This is a genomic window from Corynebacterium sp. NML120713, from assembly GCF_001875735.1.
Lineage (GTDB): Bacteria > Actinomycetota > Actinomycetes > Mycobacteriales > Mycobacteriaceae > Corynebacterium > Corynebacterium pseudogenitalium.
The window spans coordinates 215,417-229,953 of the sequence record NZ_MLCR01000006.1 but is presented as its reverse complement, the minus strand read 5'-3'; the positions used below and the strand labels follow the sequence as shown (position 1 = coordinate 229,953).

Sequence of the window (14,537 nt, the reverse complement as noted above, 5' to 3'; positions counted from 1 at the left end):
CGTTATGGCCAAGGCAGATCTGGAGAAGAAGCCCTTCGACGTAGCGGGCATGTTTGACGGCGTCGGCGAGAAGTACGACATCACCAACACCGTGTTGTCCTTCGGGCTGGACAAGTATTGGCGTAGGCGCGCCCGCGAGCGCCTCAATCTGAAGCCGGGGGAGAAAGTGCTCGACCTCGCGGCAGGCACCGCCGTGTCTACCGTGGAGCTGGCGAAGTCCGGCGCGTGGGTCGTCGCCTGCGACTTCTCCCAGGGCATGCTCGCAGCCGGCCGCGACCGCGACGTCCCCAAGGTCGTCGGTGACGCGATGCACCTGCCGTTTGCCGACAACACCTTCGACGCCGTCACCATCTCTTACGGCCTACGCAACGTCTACGATTTCGAGGCCGGCCTGCGCGAAATGGCGCGCGTGACCAAACCCGGCGGTCGCCTACTCGTCAACGAATTTTCGACGCCCATCGTCCCCGGCTTCCGCACCTTCTACAAGCAATACCTCCCGGTCGCGCTGCCGCTGCTGGCGAAGGTGTTCTCCTCCAACGCAGAAGCCTACGAGTACCTCGCCGAATCCATCCGGGCGTGGCCGCACCAAGAAGAGCTGGCCGCCGCCATCAACCACAACGGGTGGGCAGGCGCCGGCTGGCAGGACCTCTCGCTGGGCATCGTGGCGCTGCACAGCGCCGTCAAACCTACAGAGTAGCGTCCCATAGCGGCGCGTTGACCGGCACCACGCGCCCAGCGGCGCGCCACGCACGCGAAATCAGGTCCGTGTCCTCCTCGGTGACCAGGTTGCCCATCAGTCGCGCAGCAGCCGGCATCAGGTGCCGCCCCGCCACGCCACGCAGCGCCAGCGGGCCCGCCACCGGCAAGAACTGCGGGTAGGTCAGCAGGCGGGCCGCGGTGCGCGCCAGCGCGAACGCCCGGCCGTACGCCTCCCGGAGGATCAGCGGCCATGCCAGCGTGCAATCCTTGCCATCCTGCAGCAGCTCCACCGCCATGACGGCGGTCTCCATGCCGTAATCGATGCCCTCGCCGTTCAGCGGGTTCACGCACGCCGCCGCATCTCCGATGAGTACCCAGTTCGGCCCCGCCACGTTCGAGACGGCCCCGCCCATCGGCAGCAGCGCACTGGTGACCTGCTGCGGTTCCCCCAGAGCCCATGTGTCACGCTGCTGGTCCGCGTACTGGTGCAGCAGCTTCTTCGTGTTCACCCGCGCCGGGCGGGCATCCGTGGACAGGGCGCCGCAGCCGAGGTTCACGGTGCCGTCGCCAAGCGGGAAGATCCAGCCGTAGCCGGGTTGGATGGTGCCGGTGTCGTCGCGAAGCTCAACGTGGGAGTGCATCCACGGCTCCCCGGACATCGGGGAGGTGCAGTAGGAGCGCGCCGCGATCCCGAACACCTCCCCTTTGTGCCACGTGCGACCCAACAGCTTTCCGAAGGTCGAACGCACTCCATCGGCCACAATCACCCAGCGGGTGCGCACCTCACCTCGCGTGGTGTGCACCGCCTCGATCAATCCGTCCGCGCCGAACGTGACGTCCGTGGCGGGGCAGTCCTGCCACACCGTGGCCCCCGCCGCCTCGGCCTCCGCGACCAACGCCGCATCAAACGTCGCACGAGGGCTCGCGGAACCCTCCGTGCCATACATCCCATCCGGCCACGGGGCAGTCACGTCACCCCCGTACCCGTGCAGCCGCAGGCCCTTGTTGCGGTAGGCGGGCAGTACGTGCTCCAAGCCCAGGCGGCGCAGCGTATGCACCGCCCGCGGGGTCAGGCCGTCGCCGCAGGTTTTGTCGCGGCCGGGCGAAGCGGCGTCGAGAAGCAAGGTAGAAAACCCAGCTCGCTGGGCGGCGATGGCCGCCGTAGCCCCCGACGGGCCCGCACCCACAACTACGCAATCAACAAACTCAGTCACGAGTCCACATTGTGCCAGATAGCGCAGGCACACCCCATTACTGCGAAAAATGGAGGGTGTGGACTACGGTTAGTGATGTTAACCGCGCGCAGCACATGCCCCGAGCATGGCGCAATGAGTACTTTAACCTGCAAGGACATCATCGATGACCAACGGCATAACACCGTCACCACGCCATGGATTTCGCATGGACCTCGGCGACGACGCCCTCACCGAGCGTGTGACCCAAGGCATGGGCGAGGTCGAAACTCTGCTCAGGGAGCGCCTTCAGCAAGGCGAAGCGTTCATCACCGACAAAGTGATGCACCTAGCAGCCGCCGGCGGCAAACGCTTCCGCCCGCTCGTGGCGCTGCTCTGCAGCGAATTCGGGCCCAACCCGGGCGCAACCAACGTCATCAAAGGGGCCACCATCACCGAAATGGTGCACCTGGCCACCCTCTACCACGACGACGTCATGGACGAAGCAGAGAAACGACGCGGCGTCGACTCCGCGAACATGCGGTGGAGCAACACCGTCGCCATCCTGGCCGGCGACATCCTCTTCGCCCACGCCTCCCGGCTGATGAGCGAAATCGACACCGCCACCGTCGCACACTTCGCCGACACCTTCCAAGGCCTCGTCACCGGCCAAATGCGCGAAACCGTCGGCGCCCAGGGCGAAGACCCAGTCGAGCACTACCTCAAAGTTATCGACGGCAAAACCGCCGTCCTCATCGCCTCCGCGGCCCACCTCGGCTCGCTGCACGCCGGGGCGTCGCGCGACATCGTCGAAAGCTGCTCTCGGATGGGCAACGCCATCGGCATGATCTTCCAGATCGTCGACGACATCATCGACATCTTCTCCGACAGCGCCCAGTCCGGGAAAACCCCAGGCACCGACCTCCGTGAAGGCGTTTTCACCCTTCCCGTACTCTACGCCCTCGAAGAAGACTCGCCCGCCGGAGAAGCACTCCGCGGCCTGCTCACCGGCCCACTCGATAACGACGCCGACGTCGAGCGCGCCATCGCGCTACTCCGCCAAACGCAGGGACGCCAGCGCTCACTCGACACCGTGCACGAGTATCTCGACATCGTCGAGCGCGAACTCGACTTCCTTCCGGACGGCCCCGCAAACCAAGCACTGCGCCAAGTCTCCGCCTACGCCATCGAACGCGTCGGATAGTGCTGTTACCCACGCGATTTGCGTTCTTGATGGTACGTTGATGTAAAGTAGTCCACGCACTTACGGTGCATGCCAGGTTGTCCGAGTGGCCAAAGGAAGCGGACTGTAAATCCGCCGGCGTACGCCTTCAGAAGTTCGAATCTTCTACCTGGCACCGAAGGCCCGCCCCTCACGTTCAGTGAGGGGCGGGCCTTTTTCATCTTCAGGTGTTGCGTTATAGCGTGCACGAAGAAGGCGTCGAAAAGCTATTGCTAACTGGCGATTTGCGTTCAATGATAGAACCGGGTTAGTCTTTCAAAGGCTTCAACGGAGCGGACACACCAAAACGGTGAGTTCACAACATAGAGGCTGTGCCCCCTTAGCTCAGTCGGCAGAGCGTTTCCATGGTAAGGAAAAGGTCGTCAGTTCGATTCTGACAGGGGGCTCTGTTGTTTGTACAGTCCTTGTGGCGGCAAGCACATGGCGGTGTAGCTCAGTGGTAGAGCAAGCGACTCATAATCGCTGTGTCGCGAGTTCAATTCTCGCCATCGCTACTCACCTCAAAACGGGAAACGCGTTTCCCGTGGTAGGGTTAGGAGCACTGTTCACAGTGTCCTAGGGGCGTGGCGCAATTGGTAGCGCAACGGTCTCCAAAACCGTAGGTTGCAGGTTCGAGTCCTGTCGCCCCTGCCAAAACTTGTAGTTAGAGGAGTTCTTTTGACTAATCCGCAAGAACACAACCCAGCACAGCCCACTGGCAAGCGCCAGCTGCGCGGGGTCTCCTCTGTTTCATCCGCTTCCTACGAAGCGAAGCACACCCCCGCAAAGCCTGAAGAGGACCGCGAAGAGTCCCTCGGCGGCGGCCCAGGCGCGTTCCCGGGCGAAGTCGTCCAGGAAATGCGCAAAGTCATCTGGCCAACCGGAAACCAGATGCTCAACTACACCCTCGTGGTATTCGCGTTCCTCATCGTGCTCACCGCACTCGTGTGGGGGACCGACCGCCTCGGCACCATGTTGATGCAATGGGTATTCATCCGCTAACATGAACAACAAGTGATTGTCCCGCCACCTCAACCTCGAGGTAAGGCGGGATTAGTTTTTGCCACACCAAGGAGAAACACCATGACCACCGAGCTGGAAAACCTGGAAAACGCCGACATCGAAGCAACTGAGCAGGAAACCGAACTGCAAGCCGAAGAGGAAATGGTCGCCGAAGGCGGCGCCGTCACCGAGGCCACCGATCCGGAGATAGAAGAGGCCGCTGCAGAGGCAGACGAGGCCGTTGAGGCTGTCGAGGAGCCGGTGCAGGAGGGCGACCTCACCGCGGCCGAGTCGCCGCTCGCTGAGGGCACTGAGGGCGCTGAAGGCACTGAGGCTTCGGAGGCTGACGATGACTCCGAGTACCGCGCGCGCCTGCGCAAGTACGTCCGTGAGCTGAAGAAGCTGCCGGGCCAGTGGTACATCATCCAGTCCTACTCCGGCTACGAAAACAAAGTGAAGACCAACCTCGACATGCGTATCCAGACGCTCGAGGTGGAGGACTCCATTTACGACGTGGTCGTGCCGATCGAGCAGGCTATCGAGAACAAGGACGGCAAGAAGAAGCTCGTCAAGCGCAAGCTGCTGCCGGGCTACGTCCTGGTCCGTATGGACATGAACGACGCCGCGTGGTCCGTCGTGCGTGAAACCCCGGGCGTAACCAGCTTCGTGGGCAACGAGGGCAACGCTACCCCGGTCAAGCACCGCGACGTGGCGAAGTTCCTGATGCCGAAGGCTGAGCCAGCTACCGGCGAGGACACCAAGCCGAACGCCGAAGGCGAGACTGTCGTCGCGATGCCGGAGGAAGCAGCGCCGAAGAAGATCGACCACGACTACAAGGTCGGCGAAGCCGTCACCATCCTGTCCGGTGCCCTGGCGTCCGTGTCCGCCACCATTTCCGAGATCGACGAGGAGACCGGCAAGATCCAGGCGCTCGTGTCCATCTTCGGCCGCGAAACACCAGTCGAGCTCACCGCTGACCAGATCGAACGCATCATGTAACCGTTTGCGTTTGAGCCTAGTGGGGGCGTAAGGTTGAACGTCGCGTGTGCCGTAAGGCCCGCGACGTTTTTTCGTTCTCCCCGGTGGCTCCGTCAAGCGGGGCATCCGGAAGTGCTCCTGCCGTCATCGTGGCAGGCGGCACTGTACCAAGGAATTGAGGTAATTCGATGGCTAAGAAGAAGGTCACTGGCCTGATCAAACTGCAGATCGAGGCTGGCATGGCAAACCCGGCTCCGCCGGTTGGTCCTGCGCTGGGTGCACACGGCGTGAACATCGTTGAGTTCACCAAGGCATACAACGCTGCAACCGAGTCCATGCGCGGCAACATCATCCCGGTTGAAATCACCGTGTATGAAGACCGCTCCTTTGACTTCATCCTGAAGTCCCCACCGGCTGCATCCCTGCTGTTGAAGGCAGCTGGTCTGAAGAAGGGCTCCGGCGTCCCGCACACCCAGAAGGTTGGCTCTGTCACCTGGGATCAGTGCAAGGAAATCGCCGAGACCAAGAAGAAGGATCTCAACGCCCGCGACATCGAGGCTGGCGCCGCGATCATCGCTGGTACCGCCCGCTCGATGGGCATCACGGTCGAGAAGTAATTCTCACCGTCTGTGGGAGCGCCGGCCAGGCGCGTACCACATTTCCTGACAACACCATTTTCTGAAAGGAAATCAACATGGCTAAGAAGTCCAAGCGCTACAACGAGACGCTGGCAAAGGTCGACCGCGACGCGTTCTACCACCCGCTCGACGCCGTCAAGCTGGCACAGGAGACCTCCTCCAAGAACTACGACGCCACCATCGACGTCGCAATGCGTCTGTCCGTCGACCCTCGCAAGGCTGACCAGCTGGTCCGCGGCACTGTCAACCTGCCACACGGCACCGGTAAGACCGTCCGCGTCGCTGTGTTCGCAGAGGGCGAGAACGCAACCAAGGCTGAGGCTGCAGGCGCTGACATCGTCGGCACCGACGCACTGATCGAGCAGATCAACGCCGGCAACATCGACTTCGACGTCGCAATCGCGACCCCGGACCAGATGGCGAAGGTTGGCCGCGTTGCTCGCGTCCTGGGCCCACGTGGCCTCATGCCGAACCCGAAGACCGGCACCGTCACCACCGACGTCGCGAAGGCGATCGAGGAGACCAAGGGCGGCAAGATCGCGTTCCGCGTGGACAAGGCTTCGAACCTGCACGCGCTGATCGGTAAGGCTTCCTTCACCGCTGAGCAGCTCGCTGAGAACTACGGCGCTCTGCTCGACGAGGTGCTGCGCCTCAAGCCTGCATCCGCGAAGGGTATCTACATCAAGAAGATCACCGTCTCCGCAACGCAGGGCCCTGGCGTCCCGGTGGACACCAACGTTGTGAAGGACTTCGCTAAGAAGGCGTAAGCTTCGGCGTTTTACTACGCAAAACACCCCAGTCGACGAATCGACTGGGGTGTTTTCTACTTTTGCGTCTTGGTTACTGTTTGGGGCGCGGCACCGAGTAGGTGAAGGTGAACTTCGACAGAATGGCGCCTGTGACCTCCGAGTGTGTCTCCACGTCCGCAACGATGATGGTGCGACCCGCCCTCACGATGGAGGCGGTAGCGATTGCGTCACCCTCCTTGGTGTTGGACACCACGTTGCCAGCTACCGAGACAGCGAGCGGGAATACGCCTTCTGGTACCTGCTGCATCGCCAGCCAGGTGCCGCACAAGTCGGCTTGGCCGAACAGCGCCGGGGCAGAGAACATGCCGGCCGGCTGGGCGATTGCCTTGTGCAGCGGCATACCGAGCTTGACCTGGTCCTTGTTGCCGTCGATGGCGTAAACGCGCAAGGTTTGTGCCACGTCTTGGACGCCGCCGTCCTCGCGGTAGAAGTGCGCCCAGCGCTTCTGGAACTCGTTAAGTTCGGCCATTTATTTCAACTCCAGTCCGTCGATATCCATGGATTGGTTGGTGACCCAGTCGGGTTCAGCAACCAGGAGGGAGAACTCTTGGCCATCACGCTGGGTGACGTCCAAGACGTACCGCAGCCCGGCCTCCTCCGCAGCGATGACGCCGTCGGTGTCGCCGACAGGCACAGGCACAATGACGCGCCGGCACTCCGGCTGCTGTTTGAACACCTCAGCCACGGTCTCTTTGATTTCCGCGGTAGTCCCGAGGTCCACCACGGTGTCCGTGGTGCCGTACGGGTACGTGTGCTTCAGCGGCGATTTGGTGATGTTGCGGTAGTCGAGCATCGTTTCCGCCTCCTTACTTCTGTGCGTCGGGCTGATTTTGCGATGATACGACGGACTGGCTGGCAGTCTCGGGATTCTCGCCGAACATCGCGCGCACTTCCTGGCGTAGCTGGATCTTGTTGATCTTGCCTGCCGGGTTGCGTGGGATTTCATCCACGTGCACAACGCGGGTTGGCAGCTTGTAACGTGCCAGGTAGTTCGCGCAGTGGTCGCGGACTTCTTCCAAGGTGAGTTCCTTGCCGTCCTTGACCTGCAGGACGGCGACGACGGCTTCACCCCAGCGCTCGTCGGGGATACCGATGACGGAGTTAGCCAGGATGTCGTCGTGTTCGGCGAGGACGCGCTCCACCTCGGCGGGGTAGACGTTCTCTCCGCCGGAAATGATCAGGTCCTTGAGGCGGTCGACGATGAAGAAGTATCCGTCCTCGTCGAAGTAGCCAATGTCACCGGAGTGGAACCAGCCACCGGTGTACGCCTTCTGGGTTGCTTCAGGGTTGTTCCAGTAGCCGACGGCCACGTTTGGGCCCTTCACCCACATCTCGCCGGGAACGCCTGGTTCCTTGATGTGCTGCCCGGTTTCGGTGTCCATCAGTTTGACTTCGGTGTGCGCCATGGGGATGCCGCAGGAGCCGAGCTTTTCCATGGTCCTGGCCGGTGGGAGGTAGGTGGCAAATGGGGAGGTCTCGGTGAGGCCCCACGCCTGCTGGACGACGGAGTCCTTCTGTTCCCAGTACGTGCGGATCAGCCGTGGTGGCACCGGGGCGCCTGCGCAGATGATGACGCGGAGGCTAGAAAGGTCGGAGTCAGCGAACTCGTCGTGCTGTGCCATTGCCTCGAGCTGTGCCGGCACGAGGAACGCCGAACCGATCTTGTACTGGGCGACGTCCTTGAAGATGCGGGCTGGGTCGAAGGTACGGTGCACCACAACCGAGTTGCCGCGGCCGAAGGCGCGCACCGCGAAGGAGTTCAGCGCGCCGACGTGGAACAGCGGGGCGGACGCGAGCGTCGCGTCGCCGATGCGGCTGTCGATCGCTGTGTCCACGTTGATCTGGTTCCACCACAGGTTGCCGAACGTGATCTGGGCGCCCTTCGGCAGGCCAGTCGTGCCGGATGTGAACAGCAGCAGCGCCAAGTCAGACATGGTGCGTGGCGTCGGCTTTTCCACAGCCACGGTTTCGTACTCGGAGCTTTGCGAGGTCCGCGACCAGTACAGCGGGATATCGCTCTCTGGTGGGGCGGCTTCGTCGTCATCGACAACGAGGACATGGTGGCGCTCCACGCCGTAGATGCGCTTTGCCTCGTCGAGGAACGTGCCCTCCACGATGATGCTGTTCGGGCTGCCCATCGCCAGCAGCTGCGAGACTTCGCCCGCAGCCAGGCGGAAGTTCACAGGCATGAACACTGCGCCGATCCACCAGGACGCAAACATGCCATACATGAAGGAGCTGGAGTTCATACCGAAGTAAGCGACGCGATCGCCCGGATTCACGCCAGCTTCCTTCAGCTGTGCCGCCCAGCGGACTACGGTGTCACGGAACTCACCGTAATTGATTTCTTGGCCTTCGTAGGCCATCGCCAAGCGTTCTGGCTGCCAGTCAGCATGGCGCTGTACTTGGAAGCAAGGGCTGACGTCGAGAGTGTTTGCGTCGTGCTCAACACCGCGAATTAACATAGGTTGTCGCCTCCGGCAGTCTTAGCGAAACCGCGAGCCGCGATTCCGCCATCAATCTTGATCACTTCGCCGGTGATGTTCGCGCCGTCTTTCCTGGACGCCAACAGCACGTACGGCCCGGTGAATGCATAGGGGTCAGTAGAAATGTCGTGGAGTGGTAGGTATGGGTTGCCGCCGTCGCCGCGCTTGTCCATGATGTCGGAGAACTTCCGGTCATCCAGGCCAGCGGACGCGGGGCCGGATAGGTTCGTGCGCATGCCGCCAACGCCGACACCGTTGACACGGATCTTCGGGGCGAGCTCGTACGCCAGCTCAAGCATCATGCCTTCGGCACCGTGCTTGCTTGCGGTGTAGACCGGCCCGCCGCCGGCCGCGTAGGTCGATGCGTTGGACAGCGTGAAGATCAGCGAACCGTTCGACGCTAGCAAGTGACGCCACGTAGCTTCCGCGGTGAGCAGGTAGCCCTTGAGGTTGACGTTCATGACGTCGTCAAAAATGGCGCTCATCTCTTCGCCGTTGAGACGGGTGATGGAACGGTTGTAGTCCCAGATGCCAGCGTTTGCGATGACGGTGTCCAGGGATCCGAACTCCGCCACGGCAGCGTCGACGGCTTTGTGTAGCGAGTGTGTGTCGGTCACGTCCGCCTCGAGCGGCAGGACGTGCTCGCGGCCGATCTCGTCGGCGACGCTTTCGCATCGCTCGAGCGAGATGTCCACAACTGCTACGCGCGCACCTTCTTCAACGAAGCGCTTCGCCAGCGCTGCCCCAAGTCCGGAGCCACCACCAGTAATAAGTACGTGTTGTCCTTGTAGCATGTCGGCCCTTAGAAGAAGGTAGAGATGTTCTTGGAGTTCAGAACGTTGATGTCGAGCAGGATGCGGCGGTCAAAGACCTTCCACTTCGGGCCGTCCTCACCGTCCTTCGCGGGGCGAAGCAGGTCGGTGCGGGTGCCCACAAACTGGTCCTGCTCGCGCTCGAGGCGAGTGCGCCAGACGTAGAAGTTGGTGCGGACCTCGAGCGCCTCGACGGCGTCGGCGCCTTCACCGACGGTGACGTGCCGTGCGATCAGGTTCGTGATCAGGTGGCGCGTACGCGACGGCGGGTCTTCAGCCCACGCCATGCCGGAGTCGAAGCGGCGGATGCGCCACGCTAGCGAGTCGTAGGTTTCGTCGTAGAAGGCCGGGCCGTCCTCGTCCGAAATGGAGAGGGCCTGCTCGCGGCGGAGGCGGTTCGTGCGGGTTGGTGCCCAGTAGAAGAGGTCTTCGTCGAAGTGGGTCAGCCAGTCGACGTAGCGTCCCTCATCGAGGAGGGCGGCTTCGTCGTAGTACATGTTTTGGAGATCGAAGTAGGTGGTTTGGTCCACTCGCTCCCCGGGAGTCACGTCGTCGCGACGTAGAAAGTCAGTCACGAGTCCATTCCTTTCTTGTAGCTATCGAGCAAGTTTCTTCAGAGGAATCGATGCGTCAGCCAGCTTGTCCTTATCGACGGCAATACCGCGGTCGATGATGCGACGTGCCGCACGAACAGCCATCGAATCTTCGATTGCTGCCGCGCCAACCAGGGCGCCGTTCTCGTCGAGGCGCAACGCGACGGCCGGGCGACCCTCCGCGTCATTGCGGATGATGGTTTCGCCAGGGATAGTCATGTCGCCGGTGCCCTCAACGTGGATGCCGTAGCGGTCGGACCAGAACCAGGACGCGGAAAGTTTCGGAGACGGGCCGTCGATAATTGAGGCGGCGGCTGTCTTTGCTTCCTGGATTGCGGAGTCCCAGTGCTCGTGGCGGCGAAGTAGCGTGCCATCCTCGAGGCGGGTGCGGGCGCAGTCGCCCACAGCCCAGATGGAGGAGTTCGACGTGCGCTGCTGCTCATCCACCAGGATGCCGTTATCGGTCTCCAGGCCAGCGGATTCCGCGAGGACCGTCTCCGGGATGATGCCGATGCACAGCAACACAGCGTCAACCGTGACGGCGTCGTGGCCGTCGAGGCCGATGTGGAACCTGCCGTCAGACTCCTCGATGCTGGAGGTCATCGCGTTGATGAACTCCACGCCGTTTTCCGCGTGCATGTCGTGGAGGCGCTGCGCCAGCTCAGGACCGACAGCAGGGACCAGGGATACCGGCGCAGGGTCGATGAGTACCACGTCCGCGCCCAGCTTGCGTGCAGAGGACGCGACCTCTGCACCAACAAGGCCAGCGCCAATGATGCCAAGCTTCTTGCCTGGGCCGATCAGCGAGCGCAGCTTATCCGCGTCCTCAGTAGTGCGCAGCACCACGACGTTGTCGCTATCGAAGCCCGGCGCACTGCCGCGACGAGCAGTACCACCAGTGGCGATCACGAGGTTGTCGTACGCAACCTCCTCACCGCCCTCCAGCACCAGCTTCTTCGATTGCGCCTCAACGCGCTCAACGGTGGCTTGCTTCAGCACAATGCTGTTTTCCTCGAGCCACTCCGCCGGGCGGAACTCAATCTCAGCGCGCGTCTTCTCGTTGGTCAGGTAGTCCTTGGACAGCGGTGGGCGGTCGTACGGAACACCAAGCGGATCAATGATCGTGATCTCGCCGGTGTAACCGTTCCTGCGCAGCTCATCAGCGACGGTAAAGCCGCCGATTCCGCCGCCTACGATCGTCGTGCTGCTCACTTGTCGGCTCCTTCAGCAGGCACGCCTGGGTAGAGCCAGACTTCTTCGCCACGCAGCTCAACCTTGTGCGTGTTGGTGTCCTCGGTCGCTGGCATGCACTGCACCGCGCCAGTCTTCATGCAGAACTGGCTGGAGTGCACCGGGCACTCAACCATTGTGCCGTCGACCCAGCCGTCAGACAGGTGAGCGATTTCGTGGGTACAAATATCGTCGAGGGCGTACACCTCATCGTCTTCGGTGCGGAAGAGTGCAATCGGCTTGTCGTATCCCGACATTTCCTCCGTGACCAGGAAGCCTTCCTCCTGCTCGAGATCGTCCAGGTCAGCAACTTTTACTGGTTCAGCCATGGTAATTCGGTTCCTTTCGAGGGTGTGTTTGGTTTACTTCTCGTGCCAAGCTGGGGTCGACATCAGTTCGCGCCAACGGCGGTACAGCGCACGACCAGCAGCGTCTGAATACAGTTCGGATGTAGTGCCGGGGAATCCTTCACGTTCGCCGACCGTGGCCATACCCATCTGGTAGTTCAGCGGGGTGTTGCCAACCATGAAGCCATGCGCGATGGACTGGCACTCAGACCAGTTCTCGCCGTCGTCCTGCTCGAAGATGCCCGACGGGCCAAAAGTGCGCAGGTTGTACAGGCGCTGCGCGCGAGCCACATCCTCCGGCATCGAACGGTCCAGGACAGTCCACGCCCAAACTTCCATCTTGTTTGGGCCCTTCGGATGCCAGACGCGGATCGAGCCATTGACCGGAAGGTAGGAGAAGTTCGGGAACACGGTTGCGTGGCCGTTCGTCATCGGGCCCATCACCTGCTCAGGGGAGAGGCGCTCGCGCAGGAAGTCGTAGTCGTAGTACTCGTGGACCGGCTGGGCGTCGAAACGGTTCTTCGGGTGGACTGGGAAGCCCGCGCCGTTGCCGTGGTCGTCGTGGTACTGCACACCGGTGCGCTCCGCGATCTCCTTCTTCGGGCCCTTGCCCGACGGGGACATCACCATCAGCGCAGAGGCATGCGACATGTTGACGTGGTACCAGTCAGTAGCGAACTGCTCCGCTGCCAACTTCCAGTTGCCGTCGAGCACCCACTTAGTGACGCCACCAACGACGTAGGTGCCTTCAGAGTCTCGGTCCATGAATGCGTCGATGTACCAGCGCATATCACCAAGCGCATCCTCGAGCGGTTCGGCGTTCTCGTCCCAGTTCGCGAAGATGAGGCCCTTGTAGGACTCCACGCGTGGCACCGTGACCAGCGGCCAGTCGTCCTGGGAGAAGTTCTCGTCGTACTGCTCCTTGCCAGGAAGGTTGACGAGGTTACCGTCGAGGTCGTACGCCCAGCCGTGGTACGTACAGGTAAACATCTTCGTGCGGCCCTGGTCGGCGCGGCACACGCGGGCACCGCGGTGACGGCAGCTGTTGAGCAGCACGCGGATTTCGCGCTTCTTGTTCATCGTCGCGATGACCGGGTCTTCGCCCATGTACGTCTGGAAGAAATCGCCCGGCTTCTGGAACTGCGACTCGTGGGCGATAAACAGCCAGGAACGGGCAAAAATACGCGACATTTCCTGCTTGTAGACGGCCTCGTCCGTAAAGACTCGACGATCTACCAGGCCACCTTCAGGGTCGACCATGCCACTGACGTCGATGCACTGATCCAATTCTGCCGGCCGCTGTAAGCCGGACTTTGGTGGCGTTGCCATAGGTAACTCCTTCGCACCTAGTGATAGAAAGCACAATTACTTCTGAAGCGTTCTTTGCTTCACACAATTCTTAAGCTACATGGGGGCAGTTATGTTCGCGCATGTGTTCCGGTGAATAGAACAGAATCTGTGGAACGGGGGTAGGGAGCGAGGGTAGTCCAGACATTCTTGCTTTTGAGTATGTGGTTTAGTGTTCCAAAACCCGGAACAAGGGCGCGGAGTGTGATGTGCTACTTCTACAGTCAGATGTGACAGCTGATAAACCCAGCCCCGAAGGAGGCCACCATGAGCGTAAAACTTATTGCGCTGTCCCACAGCCCGCTGCTCGGCATCAACGAGCCAAAACCAGAGGTGAACGAGGTACTGCAAGACGCATTCGCAAAAGCCCGCAAAGCCGCGGAAGAATATGACCCAGATCTGGTCATCGTCTTCACGCCGGACCACTTCAACGGGTTCTTCTACACCCTGATGCCCCCGTTCTGTGTAGGCCTACAAGCAGAATCGATGGGTGACTACCTCACCACGCCTGGCCCATTCGACGTGCCCGAGTCAGCCGCAGAAGAGCTCGCGCAATTCGTTATCGACCAGGACGTCGACACGGCAATCTCCCGCCAGATGGTTCTCGACCACGGCGGCGCACAGCCTGTCGAGCTGCTCTTCGGCTCCCTGACCGCCAAGCCAGTCATCCCGATCTTCGTCAACGGAGTCGCCCGACCGTTCACCGCGATGCAGCGCATCCGTGTGATGGGGGAGGCCGTCGGCAAGTGGGCGAAGGCCCAGGATAAGAAGGTGCTGATGGTTGCCTCCGGTGGCCTGTCCCACGACCCGCCGCTTCCACGCTGGGCATCCGCAACCGACGCGCAGAAGCACTTCATGCTCCACGGCCACCCGGACCAGGCCGACCGCGACGCTCGTGAAGCTCGCGTCATCGCCGCCGGCAAAGAAGGTGCCGCAAATGCAGGAATCATCGACATCAACCCAGAGTGGGACGAAAAGTTCATGGCGGACTGCATCTCCGGCGAATCGACGCGATTCGACGCCTACGACGCCGACACCATGGACGACGAAGCCGGTCACTCCTCGCACGAGGTGCGTACCTGGGTTGCGGCGTTTTCCGCGCTGACCGCCGCCAACGGTGGAGTCAACGCGGAGTTCACGTTCTACCGCCCAATCCCAGAGTTCGTCGCAGGCTTCGGCCTGGTCATCGCATCATAGGAGAG

At 61.8% G+C, this 14,537-nt stretch carries 16 protein-coding genes and 4 tRNA genes; 11 read left to right on the top strand and 9 right to left on the bottom strand.

All coding sequences use genetic code 11. The features are described 5' to 3' along the window. Positions 1-4: 4 nt before the first annotated feature. A complete protein-coding gene (locus BJP06_RS03520) occupies positions 5-697 on the top strand; it encodes a demethylmenaquinone methyltransferase (RefSeq protein ID WP_071572807.1) in 693 nt (230 codons plus the stop codon). On the opposite strand, the gene BJP06_RS03515 is transcribed toward BJP06_RS03520, so the two are convergent. After that, positions 687-1,913 (bottom strand): geranylgeranyl reductase family protein, encoded by a 1,227-nt coding sequence (locus BJP06_RS03515; protein WP_071572806.1) that lies wholly within the window; start codon positions 1,911-1,913, stop codon positions 687-689. The two genes, BJP06_RS03520 and BJP06_RS03515, sit on opposite strands and share 11 nt — an antisense overlap. A 145-nt stretch (positions 1,914-2,058) precedes the next feature. On the opposite strand from BJP06_RS03515, the gene BJP06_RS03510 reads away from it, so the two are divergent. From BJP06_RS03510 to rplA, 9 genes are all read left to right on the top strand, one after another. Beyond that, positions 2,059-3,075 (top strand): polyprenyl synthetase family protein, encoded by a 1,017-nt coding sequence (locus tag BJP06_RS03510; protein WP_071572805.1) that lies wholly within the window; start codon positions 2,059-2,061, stop codon positions 3,073-3,075. A gap of 71 nt (positions 3,076-3,146) precedes the next feature. Further along, positions 3,147-3,229, top strand: a tRNA-Tyr gene (locus tag BJP06_RS03505). 198 nt (positions 3,230-3,427) lie between these two features. After that, positions 3,428-3,500, top strand: a tRNA-Thr gene (locus BJP06_RS03500). A 36-nt stretch (positions 3,501-3,536) separates the two neighbouring features. Beyond that, a tRNA-Met gene (locus BJP06_RS03495) sits at positions 3,537-3,608 on the top strand. Between the two features lie 63 nt (positions 3,609-3,671). Continuing rightward, a tRNA-Trp gene (locus tag BJP06_RS03490) sits at positions 3,672-3,747 on the top strand. Positions 3,748-3,771: 24 nt separating this feature from the next. Beyond that, positions 3,772-4,095 carry a preprotein translocase subunit SecE gene (gene secE, locus BJP06_RS03485; protein WP_070477497.1) on the top strand — a complete coding sequence of 108 codons (324 nt, stop codon included), beginning with the start codon at positions 3,772-3,774 and terminating at the stop codon, positions 4,093-4,095. 81 nt (positions 4,096-4,176) lie between these two features. Next, the gene (gene nusG, locus BJP06_RS03480; RefSeq protein ID WP_083433173.1) at positions 4,177-5,094 is read left to right on the top strand and encodes a transcription termination/antitermination protein NusG; all 918 of its coding nucleotides are present in this window, start codon (positions 4,177-4,179) and stop codon (positions 5,092-5,094) included. Positions 5,095-5,261: 167 nt separating this feature from the next. After that, positions 5,262-5,690, top strand: a complete 429-nt coding sequence (gene rplK, locus BJP06_RS03475; protein WP_070363143.1) for a 50S ribosomal protein L11 — start codon at positions 5,262-5,264, stop codon at positions 5,688-5,690. A gap of 77 nt (positions 5,691-5,767) precedes the next feature. Continuing rightward, on the top strand, positions 5,768-6,478 hold the full coding sequence (rplA, locus tag BJP06_RS03470) for a 50S ribosomal protein L1 (RefSeq protein WP_070975772.1): 711 nt from the start codon (positions 5,768-5,770) through the stop codon (positions 6,476-6,478). 73 nt (positions 6,479-6,551) lie between these two features. Here the strand turns inward: rplA and BJP06_RS03465 are convergent, their stop codons facing one another. From BJP06_RS03465 to BJP06_RS03430, 8 genes are read right to left on the bottom strand one after another with little or no spacing between them, the layout of a single operon-like run. After that, complete coding sequence (locus tag BJP06_RS03465; protein ID WP_070363141.1) at positions 6,552-6,989, bottom strand: PaaI family thioesterase; 438 nt, start codon at positions 6,987-6,989, stop codon at positions 6,552-6,554. After that, positions 6,990-7,313: a hypothetical protein gene (locus BJP06_RS03460; protein ID WP_070363140.1), complete on the bottom strand. Its 324-nt coding sequence runs from the start codon at positions 7,311-7,313 to the stop codon at positions 6,990-6,992. A gap of 13 nt (positions 7,314-7,326) precedes the next feature. Next, complete coding sequence (locus BJP06_RS03455) at positions 7,327-8,985, bottom strand: long-chain fatty acid--CoA ligase (protein ID WP_070363139.1); 1,659 nt, start codon at positions 8,983-8,985, stop codon at positions 7,327-7,329. Beyond that, positions 8,979-9,800 (bottom strand): SDR family NAD(P)-dependent oxidoreductase, encoded by an 822-nt coding sequence (locus BJP06_RS03450; protein ID WP_070477503.1) that lies wholly within the window; start codon positions 9,798-9,800, stop codon positions 8,979-8,981. The genes BJP06_RS03455 and BJP06_RS03450 overlap by 7 nt, the downstream gene beginning before the upstream one ends. Before the next feature lie 8 nt (positions 9,801-9,808). Further along, positions 9,809-10,393 carry a 3-phenylpropionate/cinnamic acid dioxygenase subunit beta gene (locus tag BJP06_RS03445; protein WP_070363137.1) on the bottom strand — a complete coding sequence of 195 codons (585 nt, stop codon included), beginning with the start codon at positions 10,391-10,393 and terminating at the stop codon, positions 9,809-9,811. 21 nt (positions 10,394-10,414) lie between these two features. Further along, positions 10,415-11,623, bottom strand: a complete 1,209-nt coding sequence (locus BJP06_RS03440; RefSeq protein WP_070477507.1) for an NAD(P)/FAD-dependent oxidoreductase — start codon at positions 11,621-11,623, stop codon at positions 10,415-10,417. Next, a complete protein-coding gene (locus tag BJP06_RS03435; protein WP_070363135.1) occupies positions 11,620-11,970 on the bottom strand; it encodes a non-heme iron oxygenase ferredoxin subunit in 351 nt (116 codons plus the stop codon). The genes BJP06_RS03440 and BJP06_RS03435 overlap by 4 nt, the downstream gene beginning before the upstream one ends. 33 nt (positions 11,971-12,003) lie before the next feature. After that, complete coding sequence (locus BJP06_RS03430) at positions 12,004-13,317, bottom strand: aromatic ring-hydroxylating dioxygenase subunit alpha (protein WP_071572804.1); 1,314 nt, start codon at positions 13,315-13,317, stop codon at positions 12,004-12,006. A gap of 285 nt (positions 13,318-13,602) precedes the next feature. On the opposite strand from BJP06_RS03430, the gene BJP06_RS03425 reads away from it, so the two are divergent. Continuing rightward, on the top strand, positions 13,603-14,532 hold the full coding sequence (locus BJP06_RS03425; RefSeq protein WP_071572803.1) for a 3-carboxyethylcatechol 2,3-dioxygenase: 930 nt from the start codon (positions 13,603-13,605) through the stop codon (positions 14,530-14,532). The last annotated feature ends 5 nt before the right edge of the window (positions 14,533-14,537 follow it).

Bases quoted from the DNA above. Each gene is read 5' to 3' on its own strand.
- BJP06_RS03520 (WP_071572807.1), top strand. From the start codon at position 5: ATGGCCAAGGCAGATCTGGAGAAGAAGCCCTTCGACGTAGCGGGCATG.
- BJP06_RS03510 (WP_071572805.1), top strand. From the start codon at position 2,059: ATGACCAACGGCATAACACCGTCACCACGCCATGGATTTCGCATGGAC.
- nusG (WP_083433173.1), top strand. From the start codon at position 4,177: ATGACCACCGAGCTGGAAAACCTGGAAAACGCCGACATCGAAGCAACT.
- rplK (WP_070363143.1), top strand. From the start codon at position 5,262: ATGGCTAAGAAGAAGGTCACTGGCCTGATCAAACTGCAGATCGAGGCT.
- rplA (WP_070975772.1), top strand. From the start codon at position 5,768: ATGGCTAAGAAGTCCAAGCGCTACAACGAGACGCTGGCAAAGGTCGAC.
- BJP06_RS03465 (WP_070363141.1), bottom strand. From the start codon at position 6,989: ATGGCCGAACTTAACGAGTTCCAGAAGCGCTGGGCGCACTTCTACCGC.
- BJP06_RS03460 (WP_070363140.1), bottom strand. From the start codon at position 7,313: ATGCTCGACTACCGCAACATCACCAAATCGCCGCTGAAGCACACGTAC.
- BJP06_RS03455 (WP_070363139.1), bottom strand. From the start codon at position 8,985: ATGTTAATTCGCGGTGTTGAGCACGACGCAAACACTCTCGACGTCAGC.
- BJP06_RS03450 (WP_070477503.1), bottom strand. From the start codon at position 9,800: ATGCTACAAGGACAACACGTACTTATTACTGGTGGTGGCTCCGGACTT.
- BJP06_RS03435 (WP_070363135.1), bottom strand. From the start codon at position 11,970: ATGGCTGAACCAGTAAAAGTTGCTGACCTGGACGATCTCGAGCAGGAG.
- BJP06_RS03430 (WP_071572804.1), bottom strand. From the start codon at position 13,317: ATGGCAACGCCACCAAAGTCCGGCTTACAGCGGCCGGCAGAATTGGAT.
- BJP06_RS03425 (WP_071572803.1), top strand. From the start codon at position 13,603: ATGAGCGTAAAACTTATTGCGCTGTCCCACAGCCCGCTGCTCGGCATC.